Annotated in this window: 13 protein-coding genes; 9 read left to right on the forward strand and 4 right to left on the reverse strand. The window is 46.4% G+C overall.

The window, feature by feature from the left end; translation table 11 throughout:
* Window positions 1-78 precede the first annotated feature (78 nt).
* Entirely contained in the window at window positions 79-528 is a 450-nt protein-coding gene (locus PBOR_RS03915) for an IS3 family transposase (protein ID WP_042210565.1), read from the reverse strand.
* A gap of 2 nt (window positions 529-530) precedes the next feature.
* Window positions 531-1472 (reverse strand): helix-turn-helix domain-containing protein, encoded by a 942-nt coding sequence (locus tag PBOR_RS03920; protein ID WP_042210567.1) that lies wholly within the window; start codon window positions 1470-1472, stop codon window positions 531-533.
* A 175-nt stretch (window positions 1473-1647) separates the two neighbouring features.
* Here PBOR_RS03920 and PBOR_RS03925 point away from each other — a divergent pair, with 175 nt between their 5' ends.
* From PBOR_RS03925 to PBOR_RS37630, 5 genes are all read left to right on the forward strand, one after another.
* Window positions 1648-2667, forward strand: coding sequence for a glycoside hydrolase family 88/105 protein (locus PBOR_RS03925; RefSeq protein ID WP_042210568.1), 1020 nt, complete (start codon window positions 1648-1650; stop codon window positions 2665-2667).
* Between the two features lie 12 nt (window positions 2668-2679).
* Window positions 2680-4842 (forward strand): 1,3-beta-galactosyl-N-acetylhexosamine phosphorylase, encoded by a 2163-nt coding sequence (gene gnpA, locus PBOR_RS03930; protein ID WP_042210569.1) that lies wholly within the window; start codon window positions 2680-2682, stop codon window positions 4840-4842.
* A gap of 199 nt (window positions 4843-5041) precedes the next feature.
* Window positions 5042-5323 (forward strand): type II toxin-antitoxin system Phd/YefM family antitoxin, encoded by a 282-nt coding sequence (locus PBOR_RS03935; protein WP_042210570.1) that lies wholly within the window; start codon window positions 5042-5044, stop codon window positions 5321-5323.
* A gap of 188 nt (window positions 5324-5511) precedes the next feature.
* A complete protein-coding gene (yaaA, locus tag PBOR_RS03940) occupies window positions 5512-6267 on the forward strand; it encodes a peroxide stress protein YaaA (protein ID WP_042210571.1) in 756 nt (251 codons plus the stop codon).
* Between the two features lie 183 nt (window positions 6268-6450).
* Window positions 6451-6699 carry a hypothetical protein gene (locus tag PBOR_RS37630; RefSeq protein WP_157763968.1) on the forward strand — a complete coding sequence of 83 codons (249 nt, stop codon included), beginning with the start codon at window positions 6451-6453 and terminating at the stop codon, window positions 6697-6699.
* A 6-nt stretch (window positions 6700-6705) separates the two neighbouring features.
* Here PBOR_RS37630 and PBOR_RS03950 read toward each other — a convergent pair whose 3' ends face one another.
* Together PBOR_RS03950 and PBOR_RS03955 are read right to left on the reverse strand one after the other, a co-directional pair.
* On the reverse strand, window positions 6706-8112 hold the full coding sequence (locus PBOR_RS03950) for an MFS transporter (RefSeq protein ID WP_042210573.1): 1407 nt from the start codon (window positions 8110-8112) through the stop codon (window positions 6706-6708).
* An 18-nt stretch (window positions 8113-8130) separates the two neighbouring features.
* Window positions 8131-10437 (reverse strand): glycoside hydrolase family 2 protein, encoded by a 2307-nt coding sequence (locus tag PBOR_RS03955; protein WP_052429322.1) that lies wholly within the window; start codon window positions 10435-10437, stop codon window positions 8131-8133.
* Between the two features lie 160 nt (window positions 10438-10597).
* On the opposite strand from PBOR_RS03955, the gene PBOR_RS03960 reads away from it, so the two are divergent.
* The 4 genes from PBOR_RS03960 (at window position 10598) to PBOR_RS03980 (ending at window position 15083) form a co-directional block, all read left to right on the forward strand.
* Window positions 10598-11848 (forward strand): helix-turn-helix transcriptional regulator, encoded by a 1251-nt coding sequence (locus PBOR_RS03960; protein ID WP_042210574.1) that lies wholly within the window; start codon window positions 10598-10600, stop codon window positions 11846-11848.
* A gap of 138 nt (window positions 11849-11986) precedes the next feature.
* Window positions 11987-13213 carry a zinc-binding dehydrogenase gene (locus PBOR_RS37635; protein WP_047171596.1) on the forward strand — a complete coding sequence of 409 codons (1227 nt, stop codon included), beginning with the start codon at window positions 11987-11989 and terminating at the stop codon, window positions 13211-13213.
* A 326-nt stretch (window positions 13214-13539) separates the two neighbouring features.
* The gene (locus PBOR_RS03975; RefSeq protein ID WP_042210575.1) at window positions 13540-14175 is read left to right on the forward strand and encodes a glycoside hydrolase family 11 protein; all 636 of its coding nucleotides are present in this window, start codon (window positions 13540-13542) and stop codon (window positions 14173-14175) included.
* Window positions 14176-14243: 68 nt separating this feature from the next.
* Entirely contained in the window at window positions 14244-15083 is an 840-nt protein-coding gene (locus PBOR_RS03980; RefSeq protein WP_042210576.1) for a formylglycine-generating enzyme family protein, read from the forward strand.
* The last annotated feature ends 10 nt before the right edge of the window (window positions 15084-15093 follow it).

Below are 15093 nucleotides of genomic sequence, written 5' to 3' on the forward strand. Positions count from 1 at the left end.
AAGTTAATATAGAAGAAGCGAATTCAGACACTGTGCTGAATTCGCTTCTTTTTTATATAGTAGTTTATTGGAATAATATTATTCCTCCAGGTTCTTATCCGCCTGCTTGGAATACGACGCACGTAAACCAAGTTCCCGCATGTACTTTCCTACTGTCCGCTCGCTAATAATATAGCCCTCTTCCCTTAAGAGGAGGGTGATTCTTGGACTGCCGTACTGGCCGTGGTTAGCCTCAAAGAGGTAAGCGACCCGCTTTAGCAGTAAGGCTTTACGCTTCGCCTGAGAGCTGACTTCGGTGCTTCTCCATTTGTAAAATCCGCTCCGTGATACTTCAAGAATGCTGCACAGCTTCTCTACCGAAAATTCGGAGCTATGGTCTTCGATGAACTGAAATCTCTGTGCTTTAGATTGCGGAAGATATGCGCGGCTCTTTTGTAGGACGGAAAGCTCCTCTTCTTTTGCCGGCACCTGCTTGTTCAATTCGTGAATCTTGTCTGCAAGGATAGACTTTTCACCCTTATTATTCATTCTCATACCCACCCCGTAAATTCCAGAATACTTGCCTTCGCCGACTGTGTCTCGGACTGTGCACTCTTACGCCATTCCTTGGGTGACGTGCCCATTAGCTTAGAGAAACAGCGGTTGAAGCTGGAGATGGAATGAAACCCCACCTTTTCAGATATCTCAAGAATAGAATCCTCAGTGCTCTTTAGCTGCTTACAGGCCTCTTCGATCCGGGTACTGCTCAGGAAATCAAGGGGAGCGGTGCCCATCATTTCATGGAATTTGCGGCGGAAGTGGGTGGTGCTCAGGTGGCACAGGTCAGCCAGGAAGTCGATGGTCATCGGCAGCATATAGTTCCTGGTGATATACTCCAGCGCCGGGGAGATGACGAAGTCGCCCTTCAGACTATGCCCAGCTTCCTGATCGGTCAGAGCCTCATTCGTGGAATGGATTCGGAGCAGTTCAATATACAGGGACAGCAATAGGCCATAGGCACTCTCCTGATAATAAGGCTTCTGCTGCTGCAATTCTTCTACGATCGACGTGGCAAGGCTGTACACCATGGGGTGCTTATCCTTATTCAGGATACAGTTCTTCCCCAGCACCGCCCACAAATTCGGCTCGAAGTTGCTATAGGCGCTTTTGAAGGAATGCTGAAAGAGGTCCTCCGGCGAGAAAAAAAGATAAGACCACAGACTGGCCTCACCCGGCGAGCTGTACGTCGTATGGGGAAGATACCGGGGGAGGAAAGTCACATCACCGGCTGTAAAAGGTACAGACTCTCCCTTAATCTCCATGATGCCGCTATCCGAATAGCAAATCCCAATCTCCAGATGGTTGTGGAAATGCAGGTGCTCGCTCTTGATATCGGAGATCTTCCAGCGTTCCCCGCTTAACAGCAGCACAGGGAAATGGATTGGCAGGCTGTAGTGGCGGTACTCGATGACGGGTTTCTTTTTTCTGGGCATATCCGGGGACTCCTCTATAATATTAAAATAGATAAATGGTCGAAAATGCGCAGTTTTGCTGTGAATGTGCTTAGATATAGAATATTTTACTGCTTACAATGGAGTATGTAAAGCGCTTGCAATGAGACGGATAGTAAGCGCTATGAGGCGCGTGAGACAAGAGAGGGGTAATAAGATGATTCAAGTGGATTTCAACAGGGAAGAGATTCTAAGCATTATCGACAAGGTCACCAACAAAACACTGGCGATGGACTTAACATGGGACTGGCCTTGCGGCGTAGCTTATTATGGGGTATCCAGAGCTTATCAGACTACAGGGAACAAAGAGTACCTGGACAGACTGGTGAAGTGGGCGGATGAATATATCGAGCTGGGGCTGCCGGACTGGACGGTTAACACTTGTGCCATGGGCCATATGCTGATCACCTTGTATGAAGCGACAGGGGAGCAGAAATATTGGGATATTGCCATGAGCAAGGTGGAATACATCCGGAAAAATGCGCTGCGGTTCGGAGACAATGTGCTGCAGCATACGGTATCTGTTTCTAATGATTTCCCGGAACAGGCTTGGGCGGATACGCTGTTTATGGCGGCATTTTTCCTACTGCGTGTGGGCAGTAAGCTGAAGGATCAGGAGCTGATCCAGGATGCCCTCAACCAATACTACTGGCATATCAAATACCTGCAGGATCCTGGCACCGGCTTCTGGTTCCATGGCTACAACAATGTGAAGCAGGATCATATGTCCGGATTATACTGGGGCAGAGCGAACGCCTGGGGTGCGTATACGATGTCGCAGGTGAAGCCGCTTTTGAAGGACTGGTATTTGTATCCGCAGTGTATGGACGTGGAATGCTCGCTCCGTGATCAGCTGGCGGCGCTGAAGCTTGTCCAGACGGAGAACGGCTTGTGGCGTACGGTGCTGGATGATGAGGAATCTTATGAAGAAGTATCGGCATCCTGCGGCATTGCGGCGGCGATGATCAACAACGGCAATCCGCTGCACACCAAATATGTACAAAAGGCTCTAAAGGGCATTCTTGCAAACATCAGCGAAGACGGACGTGTACTGGGCGTATCCGGCGGCACAGCCGTAATGAAGGACCGCGAAGGGTACCGCAATATTCCAAAAGACTGGATTCAAGGCTGGGGACAAGGCTTAGCGCTTGCATTCTTGTCCGATATGCTTAAATAGGAGGGAACCGAATTGTCCAAACCATCAACAGGAGCTTTCACACTGCCGGGAGAATCCGGTTACGAAGCGCTAACGCTTGAACTTGCTGAACGCTGGGGTGCCGATGTTATCCGTGACAGTGACGGCACGCAGTTATCCGATGAGATTATCAATGCCGGATACGGCATTTATTCTACGATCTGTATCATCCGGGATCATAATGAATGGGCGTCGCAGAACCCGGATAAGCTGCAGCAGAGCTTCCTTATTACCAATCCGAAGGTGGCTGTGCAGGATTATTTATCGGTCTACCTGATGGAGGATTTCTTCGCTGAACAATTCCGGGTGAATGATTCCCGTGAGGCGTATAAGTACTGGCAGGTGTACGACCGGACGACCGGTGAGGAAGTGCCGAGAGAGCAGTGGAATTACGACCGGGAATCAGGCAATGTGGTGCTTACCGGAATCGTACCTTGGCATAAGTACACTGTCAGCTTCATGGCCTACCGGATCTGGGAAGAGATTTCGATGTACAATCACACCACGAATAACTGGAACAAAGAGCATCTGATGCAGATTGATCCTATGTATACTGACACGCAGAAATATCTGCTCGGCTGGATGGAAGAATGGTGCGAACAGCATAAGGAAACAACGGTTGTCCGCTTTACTTCCCTGTTCTATAATTTCGCCTGGATCTGGGGCAGCAGTGAGCGTAACCGCCATCTGTTCTCAGACTGGGGTTCCTATGATTTCACGGTGAGTGCCAGAGGTCTGGATCTGTTCGCCCAGAAATACGGCTATCCGCTGACGGCAGAAGATTTCGTGAACGGCGGCAAATACCGTGTCAGTCATATCCCGGCGGAGCAGCGTAAGCTCGACTATATGGCTTTTATCAATGATTTCGTAATTGAATTTGGCAAGCAGTTAATTGATATTGTGCATAAGCATGACAAGCTGGCGTATGTCTTCTACGATGACAGCTGGGTTGGCGCAGAGCCTTACAATGACCGCTTCGGTGAGTTCGGTTTCGACGGAATGATTAAATGTGTGTTCTCGGGATATGAAGCAAGGCTCTGTTCAGGGGTGAAAGTGGATACGCATGAAATCCGGCTGCATCCTTACCTGTTCCCGGTTGGCTTAGGCGGCGCTCCTACCTTCATGGAAGGGGGAAATCCGACACTGGATGCCAAAAAATACTGGATCAACATCCGGCGTGCCCTCCTGCGTGAGCCGATTGACCGGATTGGCCTGGGCGGATATCTGCATCTTGTTGAGCCTTACCCGGATTTCTGTGATTATATCGAGAAGATTGCGAATGAATTCAGAGAGATTAAAGAGCTGCATCACCAAGGCAAGCCTTATCATATCAAGACCAAGGTTGCTATTCTGCACAGCTGGGGTAAGCTGAGATCGTGGACCTTGTCCGGCCACTTCCACGAGACGTATATGCATGATCTGATTCATATTAATGAAGCACTATCCGGCTTGCCGGTTGAGGTACAGTTCATTGATTTCGAGGATATCCGTCAGGGAGTGCTGCAGAATATTGATGTAGTGATTAATGCAGGCAGCGCCGGTACAGCGTGGAGCGGCGGGGACTACTGGAAAGACAGCAAGTCTGTGGATATCCTGACCAAATGGGTGTATGAGGGCGGTACTTTTATCGGGGTTAACCAGCCTTCAGCCGTCGAAGGATATGACAGCTACTTCAGAATGGCGCATGTTCTAGGCGTGGATGAGGACACTGGTGCGCGTGTAGCTCATGGGAAATGGGCATATGAGGTTCAGGCTGAGCAAGGTCTGGTGCCGGATGGCGCCAGCATCACACCGAAGAACAGTATCTATCTTACGGATGGCTCCGCTGCGGTGCTCAGGGAGGCGGACGGCAAAATCACACTGTCTGCGAATAGTTTCGGTAAGGGTAAAGGAATCTACCTGTCTTCCCTCGAATTCAATTGGGCGAATACCCGCCTGCTGCTGAACCTGATCCGCTATGCCGGCAAGGAATTGCAGGAATCGAAATACATTCCGGATAACCTCTATACCGAGTGTGCGTATTATCCGGAGAGCAAGATGCTCGTCGTGATCAATAACAGCGACCAGCTGCAGAAGACTACGATCGATACGGAGTATGGAGTACAAACGTTGGAGTTAGCACCGTTTGATACGGTAATTAAGACTATTGGGGAATAACTTCTATACAGGAATCGGTAGCTATTTACGGTACAACATTGAAAAAGCTCAAGCCTGCGGCTATATGCCCGTTGTTTGGGCTTTTTTGCTGTAGATAGGCTGTATAAAGTTATGATGAGAGAAGTATGATGGAGATAGAAGATCAAATTGAACCGATATCATAATTATGATATTAGGGTGCTAAGAAGGAGGTGGTGTTATGCCACGGATTAGACCTGTATCCGATTTGCGCAACAACTTTGCTGAAATATCTAAAATAGTACATAAAAGCAAGGAACTGGTTTTTCTCACGAAAAACGGATATGGTGATATGGTTGTTATGAGCATCGAGCAATATGAAAATATTCAGCAGAACCAAGAGGTCTTTATGAAGCTAAAAGAATCTGAGCATGAAGCTAATAATTCTAATGAACGTTATACTCACTCTGAGGTGTTCAGTAATTTGAGGATGCAGATTCGGAATAGACCCACTAATAAATAACATTGTTTTTATCCGGCTTAACCATATTGAGATTTTTCCACGTCGTACTGAGACGTGTTTTTTTAGTGAGGTAAACGCAAATATGAAGATTTGATGTAAACAAATGATGATAGCCCGGTTCCGGCAGCCAAATGTGGTAGGATAAAGGTACATTTAATTTTCCCCACGGGGCAAGAAAAGGGAGCAACATGAGAATTATTATTTCACCAGCCAAAAAGATGAAGCAGGACACAGATGTTTTTACCAGCTGCCAGATGCCGCAATTTATAAACGAGTCGGGAATTCTGCTGGACACATTAAATAAGCTGAACTATGAAGAAGCAAAATCCCTATGGAAATGCAATGATGCCATCGCGACGCTGAATGCCCAGCGAATTAAGAATATGGATTTAACCCGCAATCTGACGCCGGCCCTCATGTCCTATGAAGGTCTTCAATACCAGTACATGGCACCTGGGGTGCTGCAAACGGAGGAACTTGAGTATCTTCAGCAGCATTTGCGGATTTTGTCAGGGTTCTACGGAATGCTCCGGCCGTTTGACGGGGTTGTTCCGTACAGGCTGGAAATGCAGGCCAAGCTGGCCGGTCCAGGCTTCAGTTCCATTTATGGATTTTGGGGCAGAAAACTGGCAGATCAGCTGTTTGCAGAGAGCGACTGTATTCTAAATTTAGCTTCTAAGGAATACAGCAAATGTATCTCCCCTTATCTGGGTGGAGATGTTCGAATGGTAACTTGTGTATTTGGGCAGCAAATCGGCGGCAAGGTGATCGAAAGAGCGACCTTAGCCAAAATGGCCCGAGGTGAAATGGTACGCTTCATGGCTGAGCAGCAGATCGGATGCATAGAGGATATCAAAGGGTTTAGCGGGTTTGATCTCGAATTTGCCGATGAGCTGTCAAATGAGAGCACCTATGTGTTTATACAAAAACGTGCGGACAGTTAGACTGAACGTATTTAAATGTTAAGAAGCTCAAGCCTGTGGCTATACTGCCGATGCTTGAGCTTTTTGCTGTAAAGTTAAGAAGAGCGTAAGGGAAAATCGCTATATTTTCATTACACTTTTAGCGAGAAGCAAGAAGAGTTTCTTATTCTGAGGATTACAATGATATAGATTGAAGTTAAAAACATGAGTAGAGGGAAAGGAGTGACGGAGGGGGATTTTGGAACTGGAGCAGCGGTAGCGTCCGCCTTTATGTTTGGATTTCAACCGTGGACAACAGTTTTAATCAAGAAATCCAAACATAACAGCGGCCGGAAGTCCAAATATTCACCGCAGTGGCGACTGCTCCTCGCTCTACAACCTATTTTAAAAGAAGACTATGTAAAAATGACGCAGCAACAGCCTGACGAAAGTCGTCAGGCTGTAAGTTCATGAACCTTATTAATGTATAGTTTGTCTTTTCGCGGATAAGTCAGAAGCCAATTGCTTTGTGCGCTGTTTGTTCAGCGGATACAGGAACACAAGGATGAGGAATACCCCCAGATAGATAATGGCGGGAACTAAAGTCGCTAAAGAGAAGATTCCCTGTAATGTCTCTGGTGTCTGCTTCTCCATCGCTACGTTATATCCTACCGCTGTGATGGCGAATCCGCCGATACCTCCTGCGAGGGCCTGACCCACTTTCCTTGCCATGGAATAGAGTGCATATACGGTCGCATCTTCGCGTAATCCGGTTAAGAATTCATGATAGTCAATCACATCGGTCACGAACGCCCAGGACACGATGCTCATGAAGCTCATCCCGAACATCCCAATTCCGGAAATGATGATGTATTGTGTCACCGTAGGGTCCTGTAAGAAAAAGATAAGAAAATACGCTATGGATACAACCAGCATTCCCGTCGATGCGACTTCCTTCTTCCCGAAGCGGGCAACCAGCGGCTTCGCTAACGGTACCGCCAGGAACGTAGCGACGATCTGGACTAGACCTACCATACTTAACTTAGTGGCATCTCCGAAAAAATCTTTAAACAAATAGGTGTTGACCGCACCGGTGAGCATTGTGCAAACCAACAAAAACAGCGAGGCAGCCAAAATCGAAATCAAAGGTTTGTTTTTGATCAGGCCTTTCATAGTGATTTTTAAGTTCACTTTTTCTTTCGTTTCTTCAGGTGCGGTGATCCGTTCCTTTGAGAGATTGTAGCATGCGAGATAGCAGCATATAGCCAGTACTCCGAAGACTACAGCGGCCATGAATATACGATCGGCTGAAATCTTGTTATCGACAAACACGATCATCGGACCCAACACAGCAATGACCAGTCCGGCTAACATGGCCCCCATTGTTCTCCAGGTGGATAAGGTTGTACGATCGACCGGGTCATCGGTTATCACGGACGCCATGGACCCGTAAGGAATGTTCACTGTGCTATACAAAGTTCCCCATACGATATACGTCACGAATGCCCATGCGAGATAGAAACCCTGAGACATGCCTGGAATGGTAACGAACATTAACACACCTGATACAACGAGCGGCAAGGACATTCTTAGAATCCATGGCTTGAACTTTCCTTTTGAAGTCGCCTTTCGTGTATCGATGAACCGCCCCCAAGCCATATCCGCGAATGCATCCCACAATCGGGCGATCAGAAACAGTAGGCCAACCGTCGCCGCGCTTATATGGAAAACATCCGTGTAGAACACCATTAAGTAAGAGCTGGTAAGAACAAAGAAGAAGTCATTCCCCAAATCACCGAACAAATAACCGAATTTATCTCGCCAGCCGAACGGACGGTTCTTGTCGATCGGAGTGAACGTATTGCTCCGCAGAGCAGAGTGGGGCATCCTTGCACTCTCCTTTTTTTATTTCAACTTCTTAATTTCGATCAATTCTTTATTTAGCCGGTATATAAATTGGTCAGATATATCGTCTGACAGAGAAGCTAGCATATCGATCTTAAATCCTTTCAACATATCAAACATCGGATTCTCGCTTAAGTCGCCCATGTACTTCTTCAGAACCACATACGCTTGTTCGTTCTCCATCAAGGTGGCGATCGTATCGCGGGTCGAATAGACGTCAGGCGTAATCTCGAGCTCTTCCATTTCAAGGTCGTCGTTCGCATCCTCAGGCATCTTGAACCAGTTAGCTGCAACTCCGCCGTTACCTTCCGGAGCCTCGTAGCTCAGGTTTGGCTCAGAAATCTGGTTGAAGCTGGCGAGATCCTGATAAATCTCTCCGTCCTTTACAGAAACCGCTGTGATCTCGTTCAAACCGTCCTGCAGGCGGACATTCTCGAAGATGAAGATATGATTGCCGCTAGTTTGTGCAGCCATTTCCTCGCCGTTAACACGCAAGGTCACTTCATCGCAGTTTGAGTAGATTTTCACCATGATTTCGGAATCCGTCCGGTCAACGAAACGTTTGCCGGCAATATGGACGAACTTTTGATCAGACCAATTTGCCTTATACATATAAAAAGCATCTTTCTTGATTTTGCGGTCATACGTGACTAGCCCTTTGTTATTTCTGCCCTTCACGCCGCCTTCATCACGGATATTGGCGCCGAAGTCGAACATGTTCCACACATAGGTCGCCCAGAGGTAAGGGCGACTTGCGAATATATTCCAAACCTTTTCATGCAGGAGAGCATGGTATTCTTCCGAATAATCCTTCACTTTCGGATCATTGTTGTGATACTGCAGGATTCCCTCGACGCCGTATTCGGAAATACAAAGATTTACGTTCGGATTAAGCTCGTGATAACGGTCGAGCCAGCCGGCGAAGTCTTCCGCTTTGCCTCCGTACCAGCCGAAGTAATGGTTATACCCGATCGTATCGGTGATGTGGTTGTACTCATCATCCATTTCTACGAAGCTGACATTCGCCATTGTTGTGAGACGAGTCGGATCTTCCTTTTTCGTTAGCGCATTTAGTTCTTTTACCAATGTTCTAACTTCCGGTCTGTCGCCGCCAATTTGAATTTCGTTTTGTACTCCCCACAGCATAATCGACGGATGATTGAAGTTTTGACGGATGAGTTCGGTCATCTGTTGCTTTGCGTTGACGCCTTCAAAATCGGTTTTGGACATTATCGAAATAAACGGAATCTCCGCCCAGATGACCATGCCCTCTTGGTCACAAAGGTCGTAGAAATATTGATCATGCTGATAATGAGCCAAGCGAATCGAAGTGGCGCCAACTTCTTTGATCAGTTCCATATCTTCTTTATGTTCTTGTTTCGTAATGGCCCAGCCCATGTCTTTACGGTCTTGATGCCTGGAGACCCCGTGTAAAGGGAGAGGCACGCCATTCAAGAAGAATCCTTGATTCGGATCCACCGTGAAATAGCGCACACCGAATGGAATAGAAACCTCGTCGATCGTATCGTTGAAGCTTGTTAAGGATACATTGGCTTTATAGAGATAGGCATTTTTTCGTCCATTCCACAGCTGAGGATTCTTAATCACGGCAGGGATAGCTATTTCCTTCATTTCTCCGGCTGCCAAGACGATTTCTTGCGCCGCATAGGTAACGGATGCTCCTAGATGATCGAGAAGATTGACCCATAGTCTTACTTTCTTTTCTTCGTGTTGATCATTCTTAATCTTTGTTCGGATCGTTAAGCTGGCCTGCTCAGCAGTGACTTCATCCTGGACGATATAAATGCCTTGCGAACCATAATCCATCAAATCGAAATGTACCGGATGTGCAATCACCAGATTAACATCACGATAGATCCCGCCATAGAATGTAAAGTCAGCCATCTGGGGATATACATCGTCGACGACCGTATTGTCTACCTTCACAGCGAGTACGTTTGTCTTGCCGAACTTGATGGCTTCCGTAATATCGAAGCGGAAGATGGAGTAGCCTCCTCTGTGCTGGCCGACATGGATGGAATTTACATATACATCTGTAATACTGTTAGACCCATGGAATTCGATAAATACTTTTTTGCCTTGCTCACTGGAAGCAACGGTTAACTCTTTCCGGTACCAGCAAGCGCCTTTGAAATATTCAAAACCGTTCGCTCCGTCAATAGCATTCCAGGTATGAGGAAGGTCAACGGGTTCGTAGTTCTCCTTCTGAAAGGAAGCAAACATTGCACTTTCGTCATCATCCTTTAGAAATTCCCAGCCTTTATTCAGATTCATTGTCTTACGCACAGCGAAACCTCCCTTGGATTATAAAACGCTTTCATGATAAAAAAGTGTTTGTGAAAACGCTTTATCTGAATTATAGTAGTTCTGAGGTCTCAACTATCGCACGGATTTTTCTTGATTAGCACAGAGTCATATAATTCTGAAAAGTGAAGAGGAGAATGATATGAACAATACTCTTGAGACTCTTCATAACCATTTTCAAAAAATCGGGTTTGTGATAAATACGCTTACAAAAATGGACGTGCGAATTATCGCACCGAACGGTACGGTGCTTCTTCAGCAGGTCAATCATGAGATTCCTGCCGTGCTGCATAATATCAATCATGATTTTTCCGTCATCAACAGCAGCCTTGAGAATCATCCGCCCACTAGTTTTTTTTATTATGTGAATTCTTATAATCTTGGGTACATTGCGGCAGGTATTTGGATTAAGCAGGAATTCTGCGGGTCCATTGCGATAGGGCCTCTACTATCGAGCAATTCTTCTGAGGACTCGATGAGTTATATCATGGCCAGTGATCAACTGACGAACGATCAGCGGAAGCCCCTATGGAAGTTTTACGAGTCGCTCCCCGTGATTTCCAGACTGGAAAAGGATGCGCTGGGCGATTTGCTTGTCCGTCTGTCTAATTATGAACCCCTTCAGGTACACGAGATCGCGCTGCAGCCTCAGCCACATCCTTCTGATGAGAGAATTCAAATCCTTGCTGAAAATAACAAAATGATCGAGGAGAGATACGAAGGCGAGAAGATATTTATCGATTTAATCTCTAAAGGAGACAAGAAGGCCGTTCAGATGATCGCCAAGGATCCTGACTTCCTCTTCCAGATGTTTTTGAATCGCTTCCCCGGTCAGCCGATTCGCGGTGTCAAAAATAGCCTGGTCGTTTTGAATACACTTTGCAGAATCGCTGCTGAGATGGGAGGCGTCCATCCCATGTTCATACATCATATCTCCGGCAAATTCTCGATATTGATTGAAAAAGTATCCTCTCTGCAGCAAAGGAATTCTATGCTAATCCAGATCGTTAATGAATATTGCGAAATGATTTATACCTATTCGACCCGTAATTATAGCTCCATCGTGAAGAAAGCAGTGGATTATATTCAGTTTTACCTGGGCCACCCTTTGACCTTACAGGAAATTGCCGATGCCATTCCTATGAATTCGACCCATCTTTCCAGAAAGTTCAAAGAGGAAACAAACATGAATGTAATTGAATATATCCATTTCATGAGGATCGAAAATGCAAAGCTATATTTACTCCGAGGAAAGTATAGCATTACTGAAATTGCGTTCATGATCGGATATAATGATGCGAATTATTTCGCGAGAGTGTTCAAAAAGTTCACAGCGTCCACCCCTTCCCAATACATTAAAAATTGCGAAAAACGCCCGGTACACCGCTCTTAATATAGTGCTTTAGTCCGGAAAACACCTGAAGTTTGGCGCAGGTGTTTTTTGTCATTTCGCAAACCTGTGGATAAACTGGTTCAAACTCAAACTAGTAGGGTAATGAAACGTTTGTATTTTTTATAAAGGAGTCATTTTGTGAAAAGCATTCAAAACCGCTTAATTATCCTGCTGCTTATTTTTATCATTATTCCGTATTTTCTATCCGTATTGTTGATCTACCGACAAACGAAAGGGAATGTGGAACGCCATGAACTTGAGAACAGCCAGGAACAAATACTACAGGCATCATCAGATCTGGAGCAGTATTTTGATGATATCGTTAATCTTCCATATACTTTATATCGAAATCCGGACTTATTCAGGGTGTTTGAACAGGGTTTCGATGGGGATTATTATTTCAACCAGCTTGAAATCAATGAAGGCATGAGAAACTTTTATCTGATGAGGAATGAAATTCTTCAGCTAAGGTTTTTTATCAATGAAGGAAAAAGCTCTTTTACTATTTATAACGCCATGTTAAGTGCCCGTAAGAGGAAGCCGGATCTATTGCAGCAAGCCTCTATCCAGAAGCTGATGAGCTCTGAAGAGAACTTTATCATGGAACCTCCTCATCAGATTAAGAACTACAACAATACCTCCATTATGCCTCCTTCGGAACAAACGTTGGTTTTGACGGTTCACCATAAAGTTGAGGATGTCTTAACCAAGGAATTCCTCGGAATCATTTCGATTGACATTCATTTGGATAAGAATGCTGACCTCTCCAGTCATTTTCTTCGAAAAAACAAAGAGATCGTATTGCTTACCGATTCTGATGGTTATGTGATTTATGCAAGTGAGGAAGCGCTGATCGGCAAGACCATCCCGGATGAATTACTGAGGAGAATTAGTCCGTCAACATCCGGTCTGAAATCTGCTGAAGGGGATATAGTCCTTTCCAGAACGCTACAGGGAGCGTCCCGGGTAATCAACGCTAAGCAGGAGAATGTTCTGGATGTAATCGCTGCACTGACAGACGGTCAGGGCGTGGATAAGGTCATTGAAACGGCGGGAAGCGAGCATACGGTGAAGCAGACCCCTTATCTGGTCAAAAGAGGCGGAACAATCGTGCTTGTCGGCCTCGCGGCCAAGGACATCATCGACTTCGACTTCATGCAGATCATGTTCAAGGAGGCCGACATCAAATCGGTGTTCCGTTACCGCAACCTGTATCCTGCCGCCATTGGAGCCATTGCCGACGGCAAAATTGATGTCAAAGGCATCGTGACGCATGAGTTTAACTTTGAGGATACGCAGAAAGCCTTTGATTTCGTCATCGATAATAAGGAAGATGTGGTAAAGGCCGTTATCCGGATGGGCTGATTAAACCACAAGATTCCTGATGCAGAGCCGTCCTTTAAGGGGACGGCTTTTTTTGCATTGCGGATAACTGGCGTTAAATCCGGCTGCGGCAGCAGTATGAGAAGCTTATCATCCTGTAAGCTCAATAAGACCTATAAAAATTGGGGATGAATCTTTAATTTGCAGAGAGAAATGTAAACGCTTACCTTATATAATCTATTCGGGAGGAGGACAAGGCAATTTCTGGGATATAACACAGGAAAAGTTATGTTCTGCGAAATGAAGCTACTGCAGGAGGCGTTCAGGTAAGCGGCAAAAAAAACAAATATTTTAGGGAGGTAATTCTTATGTTCAAATTAAACAAAAAAATCTTAACGGTATTTATGGCAGCGGCAATGAGCTTCAGCGCGTTTGCAGCAACCTCAAGCGCAGCGACAGATTATTGGCAGAACTGGACGGATGGCGGAGGAACAGTTAATGCGACGAACGGATCTGGCGGGAATTACAGTGTGAACTGGTCCAATACCGGAAATTTCGTGGTCGGTAAAGGCTGGAACGTTGGATCGCCAACCAGAGTTATAAACTACAATGCAGGCGTCTGGGCACCGTCCGGCAACGGGTATTTGACGCTGTACGGCTGGACAAGAAATTCTCTCATAGAATATTACGTTGTGGACAGCTGGGGTACTTACAGACCTACCGGAACTTATAAAGGCACCGTGAACAGTGACGGGGGCACCTATGATATCTATACGACTACGCGGACCAACGCACCCTCCATTGACGGTACTGCAACGTTCACCCAGTTCTGGAGTGTAAGACAGTCGAAGAGAGCCACCGGGAGCAACGTTGCGATCACTTTCAGCAACCATGTTAACGCATGGGCGAGTAAAGGCATGAATCTGGGCAGCAGCTGGTCCTACCAGGTCCTCGCGACTGAGGGGTATCAAAGCAGCGGCAGCTCTAACGTAACGGTATGGTAAGGTAATCATTATTTGAGCGGAGGCCTGCCGGCCGTGCAGCCGGCGGCCTTATCAAAGGAGATCTGTCCATGCGAAAACTATTGATATTTTTTTTAATAGCGTTAACCGGTGTTGTCAGTGCTTGTTCGCAGGAAAAGCCCGCCAAGGAGGAGCGCTTTGTAGAGGTGAAGGGCGGTTCCTTTACGAACACCAAATCCAACTTTTATGGACAAAATGTAACGATTCCGGATTTCCAGATCAGCAAATATGAAGTCACTCAACAAGAGTGGATAGAGGTAATGGGAAGCAATCCTTCTCAGTTTAAAGGCAGCAATCTGCCCGTAGAGATGGTGAACTGGTATGATGCCATAGAGTACTGTAATCAACGGAGTGTGAAGGAGGGCCGGGAGCCGTATTACAATATAAACAAAAACACCAAAGACCCGGATAATCAGAATGACAACGATAATATAAAATGGACAGTAACGGTCAATGCAGGCGTTAACGGCTACCGGCTGCCTACTGAGGCGGAATGGGAATATGCGGCGGGGGGAGGCCGGATGAGCAAGAGCTACATCTATAGCGGAAGCAATACTGCTGATGAAGTAGCCTGGTACTGGAGGAATTCCGGAGATAAATACTTGTCAGGGGACTGGAACTGGCCTATCATCGAGAGCAACCATAACCAAACCCGATCCAGCGGTGATAAGAAACCCAATGAGCTGGGTATTTACGATATGTCAGGCAACGTAAGGGAGTGGTGCTGGAACTGGTACGAAGCTCCTGAGATGAGCAGCGGCTCAATGCGGGTTGTGAAGGGCGGCGGCTGGATCGGCGGCGTTAACAATACAGAGTTATCTTTCCGGGGCAAGTTTGAGGCGAATGGTATGGGGCCGGATCAGGGTTTTCGTGTGGTCCGCAGTGAATAAACAGCCAGTG

It is taken from the genome of Paenibacillus borealis (genome assembly GCF_000758665.1).
Taxonomy (GTDB): Bacteria; Bacillota; Bacilli; order Paenibacillales; family Paenibacillaceae; genus Paenibacillus_AQ; species Paenibacillus_AQ borealis.

What these genes read in the sequence shown, in the direction of transcription:
- PBOR_RS03920 (WP_042210567.1), bottom strand. Translation starts at nt 1,472, where the DNA reads ATGCCCAGAAAAAAGAAACCCGTCATCGAGTACCGCCACTACAGCCTG.
- PBOR_RS03925 (WP_042210568.1), top strand. Translation starts at nt 1,648, where the DNA reads ATGATTCAAGTGGATTTCAACAGGGAAGAGATTCTAAGCATTATCGAC.
- yaaA (WP_042210571.1), top strand. Translation starts at nt 5,512, where the DNA reads ATGAGAATTATTATTTCACCAGCCAAAAAGATGAAGCAGGACACAGAT.
- PBOR_RS03960 (WP_042210574.1), top strand. Translation starts at nt 10,598, where the DNA reads ATGAACAATACTCTTGAGACTCTTCATAACCATTTTCAAAAAATCGGG.
- PBOR_RS37630 (WP_157763968.1), top strand. Translation starts at nt 6,451, where the DNA reads ATGAGTAGAGGGAAAGGAGTGACGGAGGGGGATTTTGGAACTGGAGCA.
- PBOR_RS03935 (WP_042210570.1), top strand. Translation starts at nt 5,042, where the DNA reads ATGCCACGGATTAGACCTGTATCCGATTTGCGCAACAACTTTGCTGAA.
- PBOR_RS03975 (WP_042210575.1), top strand. Translation starts at nt 13,540, where the DNA reads ATGTTCAAATTAAACAAAAAAATCTTAACGGTATTTATGGCAGCGGCA.
- PBOR_RS03980 (WP_042210576.1), top strand. Translation starts at nt 14,244, where the DNA reads ATGCGAAAACTATTGATATTTTTTTTAATAGCGTTAACCGGTGTTGTC.
- PBOR_RS03950 (WP_042210573.1), bottom strand. Translation starts at nt 8,112, where the DNA reads ATGCCCCACTCTGCTCTGCGGAGCAATACGTTCACTCCGATCGACAAG.
- PBOR_RS03915 (WP_042210565.1), bottom strand. Translation starts at nt 528, where the DNA reads ATGAATAATAAGGGTGAAAAGTCTATCCTTGCAGACAAGATTCACGAA.